Source organism: Pacificimonas sp. ICDLI1SI03 (genome assembly GCF_054740865.1).
In genome coordinates, this window is record NZ_JBSQAU010000001.1 from 795,433 (window position 1) to 811,147 (window position 15,715).

At 57.1% G+C, this 15,715-nt stretch carries 12 protein-coding genes and 2 pseudogenes; 6 read left to right on the plus strand and 8 right to left on the minus strand.

The window, feature by feature from the left end; all coding sequences use genetic code 11:
• Window positions 1-12 precede the first annotated feature (12 nt).
• Window positions 13-717, plus strand: a complete 705-nt coding sequence (locus ACSMXM_RS03805) for a CDP-alcohol phosphatidyltransferase family protein (protein WP_460314087.1) — start codon at window positions 13-15, stop codon at window positions 715-717.
• 786 nt (window positions 718-1,503) lie between these two features.
• Here the strand turns inward: ACSMXM_RS03805 and ACSMXM_RS03810 are convergent.
• Both ACSMXM_RS03810 and ACSMXM_RS03815 read right to left on the minus strand, forming a co-directional pair.
• On the minus strand, window positions 1,504-1,752 hold the full coding sequence (locus ACSMXM_RS03810; protein ID WP_460314088.1) for a hypothetical protein: 249 nt from the start codon (window positions 1,750-1,752) through the stop codon (window positions 1,504-1,506).
• Between the two features lie 338 nt (window positions 1,753-2,090).
• Window positions 2,091-2,297 carry a response regulator gene (locus ACSMXM_RS03815; protein ID WP_460314090.1) on the minus strand — a complete coding sequence of 69 codons (207 nt, stop codon included), beginning with the start codon at window positions 2,295-2,297 and terminating at the stop codon, window positions 2,091-2,093.
• Between the two features lie 222 nt (window positions 2,298-2,519).
• Between ACSMXM_RS03815 and ACSMXM_RS03820 the strand changes: the two are divergent.
• Window positions 2,520-3,322, plus strand: a pseudogene (locus tag ACSMXM_RS03820) (transposase); the annotation flags it as partial.
• Between the two features lie 428 nt (window positions 3,323-3,750).
• Window positions 3,751-4,863, plus strand: coding sequence for a sigma-54 interaction domain-containing protein (locus tag ACSMXM_RS03825; protein ID WP_460314092.1), 1,113 nt, complete (start codon window positions 3,751-3,753; stop codon window positions 4,861-4,863).
• 290 nt (window positions 4,864-5,153) lie between these two features.
• On the opposite strand, the pseudogene ACSMXM_RS03830 reads toward ACSMXM_RS03825, so the two are convergent.
• Together ACSMXM_RS03830 and ACSMXM_RS03835 are read right to left on the minus strand one after the other, a co-directional pair.
• Window positions 5,154-5,390 (minus strand): annotated as a pseudogene (locus ACSMXM_RS03830) (transposase); the annotation flags it as partial.
• A 225-nt stretch (window positions 5,391-5,615) separates the two neighbouring features.
• A complete protein-coding gene (locus ACSMXM_RS03835) occupies window positions 5,616-7,199 on the minus strand; it encodes a ShlB/FhaC/HecB family hemolysin secretion/activation protein (protein ID WP_460314094.1) in 1,584 nt (527 codons plus the stop codon).
• A 259-nt stretch (window positions 7,200-7,458) separates the two neighbouring features.
• On the opposite strand from ACSMXM_RS03835, the gene ACSMXM_RS03840 reads away from it, so the two are divergent.
• Both ACSMXM_RS03840 and ACSMXM_RS03845 read left to right on the plus strand, forming a co-directional pair.
• A complete protein-coding gene (locus tag ACSMXM_RS03840) occupies window positions 7,459-9,345 on the plus strand; it encodes a FecR family protein (protein ID WP_460314096.1) in 1,887 nt (628 codons plus the stop codon).
• A gap of 2 nt (window positions 9,346-9,347) precedes the next feature.
• Entirely contained in the window at window positions 9,348-11,684 is a 2,337-nt protein-coding gene (locus ACSMXM_RS03845) for a putative bifunctional diguanylate cyclase/phosphodiesterase (protein WP_460314098.1), read from the plus strand.
• A 268-nt stretch (window positions 11,685-11,952) separates the two neighbouring features.
• On the opposite strand, the gene ACSMXM_RS03850 is transcribed toward ACSMXM_RS03845, so the two are convergent.
• From ACSMXM_RS03850 to ACSMXM_RS03865, 4 genes are all read right to left on the minus strand, one after another.
• Window positions 11,953-12,273, minus strand: coding sequence for a YidH family protein (locus tag ACSMXM_RS03850; protein ID WP_460314100.1), 321 nt, complete (start codon window positions 12,271-12,273; stop codon window positions 11,953-11,955).
• Between the two features lie 175 nt (window positions 12,274-12,448).
• The gene (locus tag ACSMXM_RS03855) at window positions 12,449-13,339 is read right to left on the minus strand and encodes a VOC family protein (protein ID WP_460314102.1); all 891 of its coding nucleotides are present in this window, start codon (window positions 13,337-13,339) and stop codon (window positions 12,449-12,451) included.
• Window positions 13,340-13,398: 59 nt separating this feature from the next.
• A complete protein-coding gene (locus ACSMXM_RS03860) occupies window positions 13,399-13,677 on the minus strand; it encodes a hypothetical protein (RefSeq protein ID WP_460314104.1) in 279 nt (92 codons plus the stop codon).
• 65 nt (window positions 13,678-13,742) lie between these two features.
• Window positions 13,743-13,943, minus strand: coding sequence for a hypothetical protein (locus ACSMXM_RS03865; protein ID WP_460314105.1), 201 nt, complete (start codon window positions 13,941-13,943; stop codon window positions 13,743-13,745).
• Window positions 13,944-14,748: 805 nt separating this feature from the next.
• Here ACSMXM_RS03865 and ACSMXM_RS03870 point away from each other — a divergent pair.
• A complete protein-coding gene (locus ACSMXM_RS03870; RefSeq protein WP_460314107.1) occupies window positions 14,749-15,639 on the plus strand; it encodes a GGDEF domain-containing protein in 891 nt (296 codons plus the stop codon).
• Window positions 15,640-15,715: the final 76 nt, after the last annotated feature.

Below are 15,715 nucleotides of genomic sequence, written 5' to 3' on the forward strand. Positions count from 1 at the left end.
TTCGGGCAGAGAATGGCGGAATCACTCCAGAAAGTCGGCAAAGCGCCGATCCAGCGCACCCAAGACAGCCTTGTTGCAAGCGTTGAGCGGCGCGTCCTCACTCGGATCTGTGGTATCCTGCCTCAATGGGTGACGCCGGACAAGTTGACCTTCGCCGGCATGATGGGCGCAGTGCTGGTTTTTGCAGGCTATCTAGCAAGCAACGTCAACTCCGACTGGCTGGCACTTTCCATCGGGGGATATGTTCTCCATTGGTTCGGGGACTCGCTGGACGGGAGCCTCGCACGGTTTCGCGCTATCGAACGGCCGCGATATGGGTATTTTCTCGATCACAGTTGCGATGGGTTCGCCACGGCGCTTGTGGTGGTGGGCATTGGCTTAAGCTCGTACGTAGAGCTTGAAGTAGCGCTGATTGCCCTCGCCGGATATCTGTTAATGTCGATCCACGCGTTTCTATCGGTGCGCGTTATGGGCGAACTACGCCTGTCCTACTTCAATGCTGGTCCTACTGAACTGAGGATCATTCTGATTGGGCTAACGGCGACAATGTGGATCGTCGGACCAGAGGAACCAATCGTCTGGCAGCTGAATGGCTTCGATTTGTTCGTTGGCTGCGCAGGCTTCCTGCTCATTGGGCTGTTTGTGACGCAAACGACGGCAACTGCTCGACGGCTTGCGCGCGAAGATCCGCCCGTACGCCGTGACGGCAGTTCATAATCCCTGCGCCGGGTATGGATTTCCTGGCACTCATCGCCGGCATGAAAAATACTAGGCGTCCGTTCCAAAATCCCCCTGAAAATTCGGGGGCGTCGAATACGAAAATCCCAAACCGCGCCGCTTCAAGTGCGAGGATCACAGTTTACACAGATGAGGTGTTAGAAGGATGGCGGCATCCGCCTGAACAGCAGACGTTCGGGGGCGTTGATCCGAGCTTTGCAAGCTGCCGTTCGTTTATGTACAGCTGGCCAACATGGCGCGATAATCGGCCACCCCGCCACGCTATGTGGACGGTTATTGGCTCTAATTATAAAAATTTTCTCTAATGTCGAAATGTAAATTTTCGATAACGTGTGCGCACGGCAAGGTATTTTTGGGGGAACATGAAGTACGAGATCAACGCCGATTGTAGAAGCGGAGACAAGAGGTACGAATCTTGACCACGCATTCTTGACCGATCTCGCGTTTTCGTTCCCAGCAAAAGCAGGAGCCTGTCCGCCCTTTGTCGATTTACTGCGTTTAGCTCGCAAAGCTGGATCAACCGCATCGGTTCATACCAGACTTGGTTCAGCTGCAGCTAAACATGTCCCGAACTCCGCAGAGTCATCGTTTGCGGCGGCGGATGCTAGCTCAGTGACAATGTGCCGAAAAGATCGACGATAATTCTCGGCTCGTCTTGAAAGCAGCGCAAGGTCAAGAAGCTGGGTGGAAAAGTGTTGGTCCGAACCAGAACAGCTTGCGGTCTTAACTGACGGCTTATTCCAACAAACCATTGGTTAGATATTGTCAGTCTTGCTCCGCAAGTATGCTGTCGATCATCGTCTGCCAGACGCTACTGGTTCGACTCTCGGTAATTGCGTCGGCAGTGTCCTGACCGGCGCGGGTTTGGGCGTAGCTCGGTATGCGGATCGCCTCGAGAACGGCGCGGACCTGGTTTTTCAACGTCTGCTGCAATCGCTTGTCCAGCGATTCCCAATCACTTGTGCTGCTTTGCGCTTTCGCTAGTGCGCGAGCTGCTCGTTCGATTTGCGTCACGGGCCGCCCCCCAATCGCGTATCTGACCCACACGGATTGCATAACAGATCATTTCGGATATGTCACTAACAATGCATTACTTTGCGCTGAAAGGTTCCAGGGACTACCGACCGGTTCGGTGTAAACGAGATTTTCTGAATACACTCTTCTCGCGGCCTGGGGCCCAAGGTTCTGTTTTTCTCCACCTGGGACGTAACATTTCAAAGGCCGTTAAGTCAGAAGAAATGGCGTCGGCGAGATCGCGCACACTGAAGGGTTTCGCAGGACGATGGACGCCCCCCCACCGTTCCGCGGGGCAGATCGCACATCCTGAGGCAACGATCACCTTGAGATCTGGCTTACGCGCGCGCCCTCTCGATCAGTTCCGCACCGGTCAAGCTGGGCATAGCGAAGTCAGTAATCATCAGATCCCCATCTTTATCGAGGATCTCTAAAGCTGATCTGCCAGAATGGACCTGCGGGACCTCGTGACCCCTCTCCACAAGAATGGTTGACGTGTTGAGCAGGATGATCTCATCATCATCCACGGCGAGAATGCGGAGCATTTCGGCCGCGACGGAGGGTGGCTCGTCCGAAGCGCTGCTAAAGACTTTGACGCTCGTCCGCCGTCAACACACGGATTTGAGGTTGTGATTCAAGAAGGACTTGGGCTTTGTCGAAGTGACGGAGCCAAAATCGTCCTCGAAAAAACCGCCGGTGAGGGTCTCTGCGGAGCTTGTCCTGACGGACATTCGCCGCGCGACGCGGCGGCACTTCTCGGCCGAGGACAAGATGGCGGGCCGGAGGCGCTTGCCGATCGGCCGTCGTCACCAGGCCGTGTGTGGAACCGCATCCCTGATACCGAACAGGATCAGATCATGGAGCGGGCGCTGGAGCAGTCCGAACTAAACCCGCGCGAACTGGCGGTGCGGTTCACGGATGAACGGCGCTACTTCGTATCGGAAGCAAGGGCTTATCGGCTGTTGAAGGCCCATGATCTGATCACTAGCCCCGCGTATGTCGTGATGAAGGCCGCCGATCGCTTCCATACCCGAACGACCAGGGTGAATGAGATGTGGCAGACCGACTTCACCTACTTTAAGATCATCGGCTGGGGCGGAGCCTGCCAAGGTTCCGGCGATGCGTAGCATCGTTGGAAAGCAGGCGGAGGGTGGATGTATCTGTCGACCGTGCTCGACGACTTCTCGCGCTACATCATCGCCTGGAAGCTGTGCACCAATATGCGGGCCGTGGATGTCGCCAATACGTTGGACCTCGCGCTGAAAGCCTTGGGCTGTGGCAGCGCCACGGTGCTGCACAAGCCCCGGCTCCTCAGCGATAATGGTCTCAGCTACATCGCCGACGAACTGGCAGAATACATCGAGGTCCGGAATATGAGCTATGTGCGCGGCGCTCCCATGCATCCGCAAACACAAGGCAAGATCGAACGCTGGGACTAGACACTCAAGAACCGCATCCTGCTGGAAACTACTTCCCGCCTGGCGACCTTGAGGCCCAGATCGAGGCGTTCGTCGAACACTATATTCACCGGCGCTACCACGAGAGCCTGCCAAATGTTCTGAAGACGGACACCATCGAAGAATAGTGGCGACCCGATCTCTCCAGACACCATGGAGCGTCTATTTGCGCCGTTCTCGAGGGGTGAAGTCAGATCAAGCCTTAAAACCCTCGGTCTTGATCTCTACATCTCTTCTTAGATTGCCAACGCGCACGGGGGGACCCCTATCTGCTCATTCGATTGGCAGCGAAACAGCCTTTGTTTTTCAAATGCCTGCTGAACAAGCGTAGTATGCTGTCCGACTTACGTCGCAAGCCCGAATTACCTGAGCCTGTGGTCTATCCCGCCTGAGAGGAAAGGCAGGATCTAGGTTGATGCCGTAGATTCTGTTTAGAGTTTCGTTAAGACTCGTCTTTATTGGCCACCTCAATGAATTGCTGCTTTTGCGCCTGCCTCGGGTGTTGAAAATGCAGGGGCAGATTGCGGCTGGGATCCTTTTCATGCGTAGCTCTTTATCTAACGGCGCCATAGCGACGTCGCATGAATTGCTGGGATCCAGCGCGGCAATTCAGGCCGTCCGCTATTTCGTCCGCGAGGTTGCGGCATCGGACGCCACCTGCCTGATCACCGGGCCGTCGGGTTCGGGGAAGGAAGTGGTGGCGAAGCTGCTGCACCGGCAATCGCCGCGTGCAAAGGCGCCGGTCGTCTCGATCAATTGCGGTGCCATTCCGCGCGAGCTTATCGAAAGCGAGCTGTTCGGCCACGAAAAGGGGGCGTTCACCGGCGCAACTGCGGCGCGGCTTGGCCGGTTCGAGGCGGCCGACGGCGGAACGCTGTTCCTGGACGAAATCGGCGACATGCCGCTCGACATGCAGGTCAAGCTACTGCGGGTTCTGGAAGAGCGCGTGTTCGAACGGATCGGCGACAACCGCACCCGCGCGTTCAACACCCGCGTCGTCACGGCAACACACCGCGATCTTCCCGGCCGGATCGCCGACGGCGAATTCCGCGAAGATCTCTATTATCGCCTGAACATTTTCCCCATCCACCTGCCGCCCCTCAATCAGCGGAAAGAGGACGTCGCCGAACTGGCGGAACATTTCGCACATCACTTCGGCGACGGCGCGCCGGCCTTCACCCTGACGCCGGATGCTATTGACCGGCTGACCGATTATGACTGGCCGGGCAATGTGCGTGAGCTGAAAAACTGGGCGGAGCGCGCGTCAGTCCTCTATCGCGGCAAGCAGGTCGATGCTGCCGGCGCCGACTTTTTATTGTCGCTGGGGCGTATGCGCGAACAGATCGCAGCGGGCGACCAGGTTTCGCCGCTGCCGCGCGCGGCCTTTGCGCCGCAACCGATGGCGCCTGCGACTCCGCCTGTGCCGTTAAATAATCCGGAGGGCATGAGCGAACAGGATAGCCCCTTTGATCAGATCGCGCGCGGGAACGTCAATCTCAAGCAAATCCTTGAGGATATCGAAATGAAGTTCATCGAATCGGCGCTCGCCAAAACGCATCACACCGTCGCTGATGCGGCCCGCCTGCTGGGGCTGCAGAGAACGACGCTTTCGGAAAAAATTCGCAAATACAGCATACATCGCGACGTTGCTTAGTTTCGTGTGGCGGCAGTGTATGCGCCGGGAGCGGCGCTCCCCATGCTAAATGGTCGCGAAGAGCTGTCTTCGTGAGACGGTGTCGGCGTGACCCGACGGCTTCCCTCCGGCGCAGACGCCGGATGTCCTTAGCGCTCCGATGGCTGTTCGGAGTAGCGGGTCACAACCCTTCCGGCCGCACTGCTCCAGTGCCGGCAATTATAACGTTCGGACGTCACGAAACTTTGCGTTTAATCGACACGATCCTCCGCACGGGCTTATCCTGACCTGCGTCTTTTCCAAGTTCGATTGTCGAAATTCATTTGACAGATTGCTCGTCTAAGCTGTTGGTTTTCCTTCTCCAGCTCCTTAATTCGCCGCGCCTGGTCCGTCGTCACCTGTTCCTGCTCTTTTCGCCAACGGTAATACGTGTGCTCGCTGACCGGGATCCGACGACAGGCTTCCGCTGTGGATAGACCGTTCGCCAATGCCATCTCGATTTCCCGCAGCTTGCTGATGATTTCGTCAGGTGAGCGCTTTGTCGGCATTCAGCTTTTCCTTCGGAGGGCTAATAGCAAAAATTTGGAGCAGTGACGGCGGCACGGCTAGCCACAAATGGTATTCATGCCACCTTTTCCGGGGTGCATACCGTTAACTGTAGTGACCGCAATCATAACGCCAACCTGACGCAAGGCGCAATTACACGACAGACCGATTGAAATGAGATGGCCAATTATTTGCGGCCTTATTGGTCAGCCATCGCCTGGCAGCCTTTATATTCGGTAAATCAAACGGAAGCGAAGACGTGCAGCATTCTTTTCGACGAATAGACTGTCAATGTGCAGCGGAACTGCCAATTCCGCGCCGAGGTCGAGATCGCCCGTCAACCATCTTGCGCCGACGCTTGCCGAAGAAAGTGACTGTGCGGGAAGCCCGCTTATCATCCGATAATCGGCAAGACCGGCCTCCACGAGGGCTGAAAGAATCAGATAGTCTTTGCCGCCGCTAAGGGATTGTACATTGCTGACTTCGGCGCTTCCTCCAATCCCCATATCACCCGCGATATCGCCATCATCGAACGCATGTCCGAGCACTGCGCCGCCCAAAAAGAACTGCTCAGAAGACAGGAGCGGTCCACTTGCCATTTGTCCGGTGCCCCCGATCTCGACGCGCCACTCGGGCGACAAGCTGCGACGATAGCTGGCGTTCATGCGGAAAATAGTGAACGCGGGTTCAGCATTAATGCGCGAGCTCAACTCATCGCCCTCAACAGAGGCGCCCAATATGGGTAGCCCCTGGCTAAGAGCGACGTTAGCGCGAACACGGTGCTCTTCCGTCTGTTTATATGTAAAGATCCCGATCCGGGCGGCACGGATCGAATCCTCCCGAGCCATACGTCCGTCCCGCTCAAAGTCATTATCGCGCAGGTCGAGACCAAGGTTTAGCCAGGTGCCACTTTCTCGCTCCCGCGCCAGCGGCATTTCCCAGCGCACACCGCCGCGCACGCTTCGGCCGACGCCGTTCACTCCTTGAGGTTCGATGCGGCTGCTGCCCAGATTGAAGCCGATGCGGTTTCCTTTGCCATCCGCTGCGAATGCTCCGTCAATTTCTGCAGAGAGGAACTCGTTTGGTCGGTCAGGTACAGTTACCAATCTTAGCTTCCACTCGTCGCCGGGCAAAAGCAGGCGGTTAGCTGAAAACAGACCATATGCGCGCAGCGGCCCCACGGACTTCGAGCCATATCCGTCCAGCACGACGTAATTGCCCGCATCCTGTGGTGTGATCTCGACGTCGAGCCGGTAGACGCTTTGCAAGACCGCGTCTGGAACGAGCGTCGCGTCGACGGCATTTACTTCCGGTAGATCCTCCAGAGCAAGCACAGCGCTTTTGAGCTGTTCTGCCCCCAGAGGTCCCTCGGCAGAGGTTGAGCGGAAGAATCTTGCATATTCCGGTGCAGCTTGCCCATCGCGAGTAATTCGGAGTTCCCCGAGGCGACCCTCCTCGACCTGCAGGCGTAGAATGCCTGACGATAATGTCTGCGGCGGAATATAAACTCGCGTGAGGGTATGCCCGGCTGCCTGATATGCCTCTCCGACGGCTGAGATGATTTCGGATAGTTCCTGCGTCCCAACCAGTGTCGCGAGATAAGGCTCGTACGCTGCCGCAACTGCCGCTGGATCTAAAGCCTCTCTGCCTAAGACCTGCACCCCGCTAAGGATGAAGGGAGCTATTTGCAGGTCTGCCGCGCGCATATTTTGACGAGGCGGAGGCGAGTTCAGCTGCGACTCAAGCTCGGCAATCCCTTCCTCAATGCGCATCGGGTCCAAGGCAGAGGGATCTTGAGCATAGGCGGACATAGACCAGCAGCCACTGAACATGAGAGCCAATCTGATCAGCCTGGTGCGGCACTGAACTGAAGCACGCGACATGGAAACTCCGCTTAAAAACTGGACCAGCGGCGCCTCTACGGCAGCATCTCTAATAAAACGTTGAGAAAAACAGACATTTCTGGGCGTTAACCGCAAAACGATACGGACCGTTAATGAGCTAGTGCCACTCTAAAGGTTCTGCGCTCCTCGAGGGGCGGTGGCACTCACGCCAAAAAAGGGTTCGCTCATGTCTGTCGCACGCTTGCTCAGCTTTCTTGCTGTCATCTTCCTCTGGAGCGCCGCGGCTCTCGCAGCGCCTAGCTGGAAGGTCACCGAGATGTCGGGAGACGTCGTACTGACGCGCCCTGGGATGCAGAACGTCGCGCTCTCACGTGGTGCGTCCTTGCAGGCGGGTGACGCCATCCAAACTGGTAAGGGTGGCCGTGCAGTCCTGACCCGCGACCAGGAATATGTAATCCTGGCGCCAGAATCTCGTCTAAGGCTTCCCGAGGTGCAGGCGGAGCGTTCGCTAGGACAAGTATTACAGGATTTCGGCACCGCTCTCTTTAAGATCGAGAAGAAGGCGACGCCGCATTTCGAGGTGCGCACGCCTTATCTGGCCGCCGTCGTAAAGGGTACGAAATTTTCTGTGACCGTAGGTGCCGCTGAGGCCTCCGTTCAGGTGACGGAAGGTGCAGTATCGGTGGAGGCGCTTGACGGTTTGTCTCAGGTTCTCGTCACTCCTGGTGACATAGCAATGGTAAGAGCCGGTGGAAGCGTGGAAATCCTCGATCCCAGTGCACCTGTAGCACCGCCCGCAGAGCCTGCCAGTCCAACGGAGCGAGCGACCCCCAGTCAGCAGCAAGCCGCCCTCGAAGAAAGCGTCGCTCCAGCTGAGCAGCCAGTTGTACAGAAGGCCCAGGTAGCCCCGGCTCCGCGGATTGAACGGGTGATCTCAGCTCCGCGCGTGGATATTGCAAGTGCAACCGACGGACTCATCACCGAGATATCGCCAACAACAGGCCCAGAAGCATTCGTGCAAGCAGCGGCACTCGACGCCGCAGCCACAAAGGTGGCTGTAGAACCGCGTTCTGTCGTCAACCCTGACACTGGAGGAGGGGAGCGTTCTGAGACTCCCGGCTCGAATGAGAGCAACGGCAATGGCGGCGGTAAGCCTGACGTCGCGCCGGGCACTCCCGGCAATGGAAATGGCAACGGCAATGGCGGCGGTAAGCCCGACGTCGCTCCGGGCACTCCCGGCAATGGGAATGGCAACAGCATTGGCGGCGGCAAGCCTGACGTCGGACCAGGCACTCCCGGCAAGGGGCCTGGCAATGGCAATGGCGGCGGTAAGCCTGACATCGCGCCGGGCACTCCCGGCAATGGAAATGGCAACGGCAATGGCGGCGGTAAGCCCGACGTCGCTCCGGGCACTCCCGGCAAGGAGCCTGGCAACGGCAATGGCGGCGGTAAGCCCGACGTCGCTCCGGGCACTCCCGGCAAGGAGCCTGGCAACGGCAATGGCGGCGGTAAGCCTGACGTCGCGCCGGGCACTCCCGGCAATGGAAATGGCAACGGCAATGGCGGCGGTAAGCCCGACGTCGCTCCGGGCACTCCCGGCAATGGAAATGGCAACGGCAATGGCGACGGTAAGCCCGACGTCGCTCCGGGCACTCCCGGCAATGGGAATGGCAACAGCATTGGCGGCGGCAAGCCGGACGCCGGACCAGGCACTCCCGGCAAGAAGCCTGGCAATGGCGGCGGCAAGCCCGACGTCGCGCCGGGCACTCCCGGCCAGGAGCCTGGCAACAGCAATGGCGGCGGTAAGCCTGACGCCGGACCAGGCACTCCCGGCAAGGAGCCTGACAACAGCAATGGCGGCGGCAAGCCGGACGCCGGACCAGGCACTCCCGGCAAGGGTGAGGGCGGCGGCAAGCCCGACGGCGCGCCGAACGCTCCCGATAATGGCAATGGCGGCGGTAAGCCCGACGTCGCTACGATCGCGCCTGAATTTAACGACATTTCGACGACGCCTTCCGCACCTCAGCGGCCAGACGCGGATGCTCGAATTGACACCCTACCTGAATCGGTGGGTAACGGCCGCTCAGGACGACCATCGATGCACGTCAGGTAATTATGGTCGCCAGCTTTGTCGGTCATCCCAAGTATGCTCGTGCGATGCTCCTCACCATGCTGGGTGTCGCTATCGTCGCCGGGCTCCTTGGCTTCCTTGCACCCTTCGAGCGCATGCTACTCGACGTCCAGACCCGCTTGGGTGACACCCCGGCATCTGGTGAAATCACAATCGTTGAGATCGATGCCAAAAGCATCGAGGCATTAGAGCAGTGGCCCTGGCCCAGGAAGTTCCACGCGGAGGCACTTACTAAGATCGCTGCAGCGGATCCTCGCCTGATTTCTTTCGACGTCGATTTTTCATCAAAGCAGTCATCTGTAGACGATGCCGCATTGGGAGCCGCCTTGGAGAAGACGTCAGCAACGGTGATTTTGGCCGCCTTTGAACAGGATGTGGAAGGGGGATCGCGGCGTACGGCATCGCTCCCGTTGCCCGCACTGCGAGCCAGTAGCTTTGTCGGCAGTGCGAACGTGATGCCTGATCCCGATGGAGCGGTTCGGACCTATCCAGTCGCCACTGAGATTAATGGAATTTTGCGTCCCTCGCTCGCGACACTGACGGCGGAAGCAAATCTGCCTGATACAGAGGCCGTCGTCATAGACTACGCCATTGACCCAGACACTATAGGACGCTTGTCATTCGTCGACGTGCTAAGAGGCGACTTTGACCCCTCAGCTATCTCTGGGAAACGCGTACTGATTGGCGCTACGGCAATCGAGCTTGGTGATCGCTATCACATTCCGGGCCATGGACTCCTTCCTGGTGTCGTCGTCCAAGCTCTAGCAGCGGAAACGTTGCTGGATGAAACTCCCCTCGTTCCCCTGTCTCGCCAGGCCTCGGCACTGCTGGCGCTGATCGCCGCGCTGCCATTGGTAATTATGTTCGGGCAAACGCGCCGCTTTGTTGCAGTGGCGGCGGCAGGAGCTACGAGCGCTGTCATCGTTGTCACCTTTTTACAGGGCGAATATGGCCTCGTTCTCAACATGGCGACGCCGGTGGCAGCATGGGCTATCGTCTTGATCGCGGGCCTTGGCATAGAAGGTCGTTTGCAGTTTCGTCGGCGGGATCTCCTCAACCCATTTACTCAGTTGCCCAACAGACGCTTGCTGGAACGAGAGCTCGCAACAGATGGGTCCAGCGGAAAGGCACTCGCGCTTGTTCGGGTGCAGTCATATGACAAAATATCTTCTGCCTTTGGCGTGGAGGCCTCACAGGGGCTTATGCTCAGAGTGTCAGAGCGTATTTCTTTCCGAAGTGAAAACGCAGCCGTCTATCAACTAAGCAGCAATCTTTTTGCTGTTCTGGTAGATTCTGTTTCCTGTGACCCAGAAATATGGTTCGCAGGGCTTGAGCTCGACCTTGTTCGGGTGACAGAGCAAGGCGATGTTCATGCCGATATCCGCGTTAACGCTGGCTTTGATCTCCCCGCTCAAAGCGCCGATCCGTTCTCATCACGAATAGACCGCGCACTTCTTGCGCTCAGCCAAGCAGAGGAAGGTAAACGGAGGCTAAGTTTGTCGGGCCAGCAAGACCGAGATAATGAGCGCTGGCGAGTTGGTCTTGCGAATACGTTGCGAAAGGCCATTGAGGTTGGCCATCTGCGCTTGGTCTATCAGCCGAAGATGTGCATCCGCAGTGGAGCGATCGAACATGTAGAGGCACTTGTGCGATGGCAGGATCCTGAGCGAGGGCCGATCTACCCTGACCAATTCATTCCTTTGGCGGAAGCGAATGGAAGTATCAGCGATCTCACCCGTTTCGTCATTACTGAGGCTGCCGGGATGGTCGCAATCCTGCGCCAGCGCGGTTTGGAAGTGGGTGTAGCAGTTAACATCTCTACCAATGATCTCGCTGATCCAAAATTCGTGTCGTTTGTCGCCGAAACCTTACGGGAGGCCGCCATTCCCCCTGCCCTTCTCACGATGGAAATCACCGAAACGGGTCTTATTGACGGGCGGCATGAAGCGCTTTCTGCAGCGCGTGAACTAAAGGCATTGGGCCTACGTCTTTCTATCGATGACTATGGCACGGGCCAGTCCACCATGGCCTATGTAGAGCAGTTCCCGGCCGACGAGCTGAAGATCGACATGTCTTTCGTCATGAAAATGATTGGCGACAGATCCAACTCCATCCTCGTCAATTCTGCTATAGAACTTGCCCATGCCTTAGACATGCAGGTCGTCGCGGAAGGTGTGGAAAACGAGGAGATTCTTGCTGCGTTAAGAGCTAAAGGCTGCGACTATGGACAGGGCTATCACATTGCGCGCCCGCTAGAAGCGGAAGCCATGATGGCATTTCTGGCTGAACAGACAAATGAACCCCAGCGGCGCGTTGCCTGAAGAAGTAAGGCTCCTTCTTGGTGCTCAGCGCTCTCTACCCGGTGGGTGTGGCATGATTTCCAAAGCTCATTGAGCCAAGTTCTATAATTGGGGAAAATACGCCCTCCCCGAACAGACGCTCCTGTTCAGCTTCGCTCCACCTCCCGGCGGCCGTGGCGCCGCAGGCAATAATGCACTAACAATCCACCCGAACCACTCGGTGGAGACCGGTCAGCTTTTTCAACTTTCTAATAATCCGTTTTGTGACGAGGTGTCGTGACACGGGCGTCTACTTTCCAGGTTTCATGGACAGACTCCAGAAGGCAGCGATCAATAGCAATGCACCAAAAATAACGAGAAAACTCATCGTACGAATACGGAAGGTCTTTGGCTTCTCGATAGCATGCGCGGATAATCGCTTAAACGCACTGCAGGCGCGCAGCTGCGCTAAATATACTATTATGCAACCAAGAAGTATGAACAGCGTAGCAATCGCTTTGGGGACCCAAGCGGGTTCGAGCCTGTCAAAGAGGGCGTTGAACCCAATGCCGATACCGATCGCGGCAAAAGCTGTTCGCATCCATCCCGCAAATGTTCGCTCATTTGCCATTGCCGTACGGTCCTCGGCCCAGTCCGTCCGGTTCTCTGCATAATCAGTGCGCTCCTCAGCGAGGTCTTCGCTTCCTTCGCTGGAAGGTGTTTGTGATCGCACCATCCTGAACCTTTGAAATTGAGTGCCGCTGCTTACGGCTATTGATGACGCGTGCCGGATACTCAATACCGGATCAGCTAGTCACGTGGTCTGCCCAACTTCCGCCTGCCTCGATGAGCTTCGCACGCACGGCGTCGATGTCATCGGTCCACCAAGCGAGATGTGTGAGACCTATCTGATTGAGCTTGCGCCGCTCTCGCGGTCCGAAGCTGCCAGGTTCGTAGACCTCAAGTAGTTCGATGGTATTGCCCTGCGTATCGCGTACCATCTGCGCGCGCAGCTTAATGCCCGCAACTTCATTGATCTTGGCGAGCCAGTCGAACCCGCCGTCGAGGACGTAGTTCTCCGCGGGCTCGAAGCCTAGCGCATGATAGTAGGAAAGCGCAGCATCAACAGACTCGACGCAGATACCAGAATGCGAGAAGCGGCCCGGTGTTCGGGGATCGTGCATCAGTTCGATGCGTATCCCATCCGGATCCGTGCAGTAGAGCATAGTCGTCCGATTATCGGCGAAATGCGCGCGGCTTTCCTCTACGACGTGGCCGCCCGCCTTGCGAAGCCGTTCCGCTGTGACGTCTATGTCATCCACGTAGAAGCTCAGGTGAACTAGTCCATACTGGTTGGTAGCGCGCCTTTCGCGCGACCCAAATGCGGGTGGGTTTTCGAAGTGGAGTAGCTCAATCTTTATTCCGTCGGGATGCATCAGCATAATCGGATGCAGCGCAATATCCGGGATTTCTGTGGTGAGCGCCATTTCCGCACTCGCCATCACGCCATAATCCATCTCCTGCTCGAACCCCAGGCCATCTGTATAGAAGCGGAGAGACGCGGCGAGATCACTCACGCATAAGCCACGGTGTGAGAAGGTAAGGGGCATCGGGCTCTCCTGTTGTCCTTGATCGTCGCCGCGATAACTAACAGCGTGCCGTTTCCCTGTCAGCAGCCGCGGCGGAACGCGGCGCATGCTTCAGCTCAACCGACTCAAATACCATAACCGTGAATCCGGCGAAGCGCGGCGGAGGTTCACTGCGGCTCGAAATCTAACCGCCGCTGATACAAGGCGATCAGCCGCTCGTGTCGCTTGGCTGGCGTTCGAGCAGCGCCCAGGCGCAGGCCGAACAACTTCAGGAGTCCGCGCAACTGGTTGCCCATCGCTAATCGGGTTGTAATCAGTTGCGTGCGGATGCGTAGCGCAGCACGATCAATGTGCGTTGCTGACGCCTTCATATGCACGCGCTTGACCCAGCCTGTGCGAGCAAGTTGGGCCAGACCTTCGGCGTCGTGCACATCACTCTCGTTCACGCAGGCCGCCAGCACGCCTTTGGGATGACGGGAGCAGATGCAATCAACCGGCACGCTTCGCTCGATCAGGCCATGGTACAAGAAGGTCGTAATGGGCCGGTCTCCAGCACAATACGGACTATGCCAGGACAGTGCTTGCCGATCCACTTGGCAAGGAGGTCTGGATCGCTCGCCACGACGTCGCGTTTGAACACAACACCGTCCGCATCAGCCACGCGCACGTGACTGGTCTTGTCGCTCACATCCAAACCGACAAAAATCGTCATGGGTTACCCTTCTGCATTGAAGTGCCAAGGCGCTTCATACCATCCAGGATCGGTGGCTAAATCAATTACGCGTTGTCCAACCATGCAGACATTCGGCTTCAGAATTACCCGTCGGGGTTCGCCAAGGTTCGCGATCGAGCTCTTCGATAGGGTTGAGGCGCGAAGCTGCCGCACCGGCATTCACACCGCCTGTGGATGGGTTCGCCCTTAAAAATAGCGGCTAATAGGCTCCATCCGGATGGACGATCTCGTCTCTGGTTAGGACATCCATTATATTGCGCACTGAACATAGTGTGAATGATAGACCACACCTTCAAACCGCCAAATCGTGCGGATCACGGCCGCTCCACGTGGCTGGGATAAATCAATGAGGACGGCTTTTAGTTTCTTCGAAAACCGCAAAATCTATCAACCTACAGTCAACTTAATGAAACTTACGAGGGGAAAAGCGTTTAATTACAACGACCGGAAATTCACCTTATCGAGGCATAGCTTGCTCCTTTGAAGAGGGAAAACAGGTCTTCTCGGTTTGGAGTTATAAGCGTTCTGAGTCCCTACCCTTTTCTGACACTCCGGCTTGCAATCAGCCTCTTTGATGTCCTTCAAGAAACAGATGCACTATCCCCATGATGATGCTCAAGCGCGTTCCCATGGGCAGAGGCGAAGACGCACGATCGTCAGTGTGCGAGGTAGCAAACCAACTGCCCCACGTGCTCCTGCGGACCTCAGAACGCCGGAGATCGCTAATCCAATTTTCATACCCCATCTGCTAAGCGTACGCGCTCAGTAGCAATGCGGTGCAGTAATGTTAGCGAGTACCCCATCCTTTTCGAAGGAGAACCCGAGCTCGATTTTCGAGCGCGCACTGGATGCGCTGCCGGATGGGGTCCTTCTTGTCAGCGCGGATCGGGAGATCCTATATTCGAACGCCGCTTTCGCCCGCTTATGGAATATGCCGCCAGGTGCAGCCCATCGCGACGACAGGAGGACGTTGCAGTCGATTCTGGACCAGCTTGTCGATCCTGACGGGTTCCGCGCCGAAGTGGAGCGGCTTCACCGCACGCTGGAATCATCCGAGGACGAGGTCCTGTTCAAAGACGGGCGGATATTTTCCCGACGCAGCGTACCCTTTCATGGAGAGGGCGATGCCCATGGCCGCATCTGGATCTTTACAGACGTAACGGAAGCAAGGAACGCGGTTGTCGATCCACTCACCGGCTTGGGAAATCGGTTGGCATATCAGCGTGAGTTTCCACCGTTCGTGGAAGGGGATCGTAGCGGGCAGGTACGTTCGGTCGCCCTTATGGATGTAGACAATTTCAAGAAGTACAACGACATGTATGGCCACGCGGCTGGCGACGAGGTTCTCCGGCAAATCGGCACCATCTTGCGTTCGCATCTTCACCGGGCTGACGATCTGCTTTTTCGGATCGGAGGAGAAGAATTTCTGATGGCGATCCACACTCGGCGCGACATAGATGCCCACCGTCTTTTTGAAGCGATCAGGACCAGCATCGCCGTGATGAACAGGCCTCATTCGGGTAATGACCCGCATGGAATTGTCACTGCGTCATTTGGGGCCGTGTCGTTCGTCGGGCCAGGATCATCTGATGATGTTTTCCAGCGCGTCGATAAAGCTCTCTACCGGGCAAAGGACCAAGGCAGGAACAGGGTCGCCTACGCAGAGGCTGTTTAGCGGAACGGCTTCTGCGGTAGTTTGGTCCACGGTCATCTCAAGAGCTTAGAAACGTGCACAACAAAACCGCCGAGAA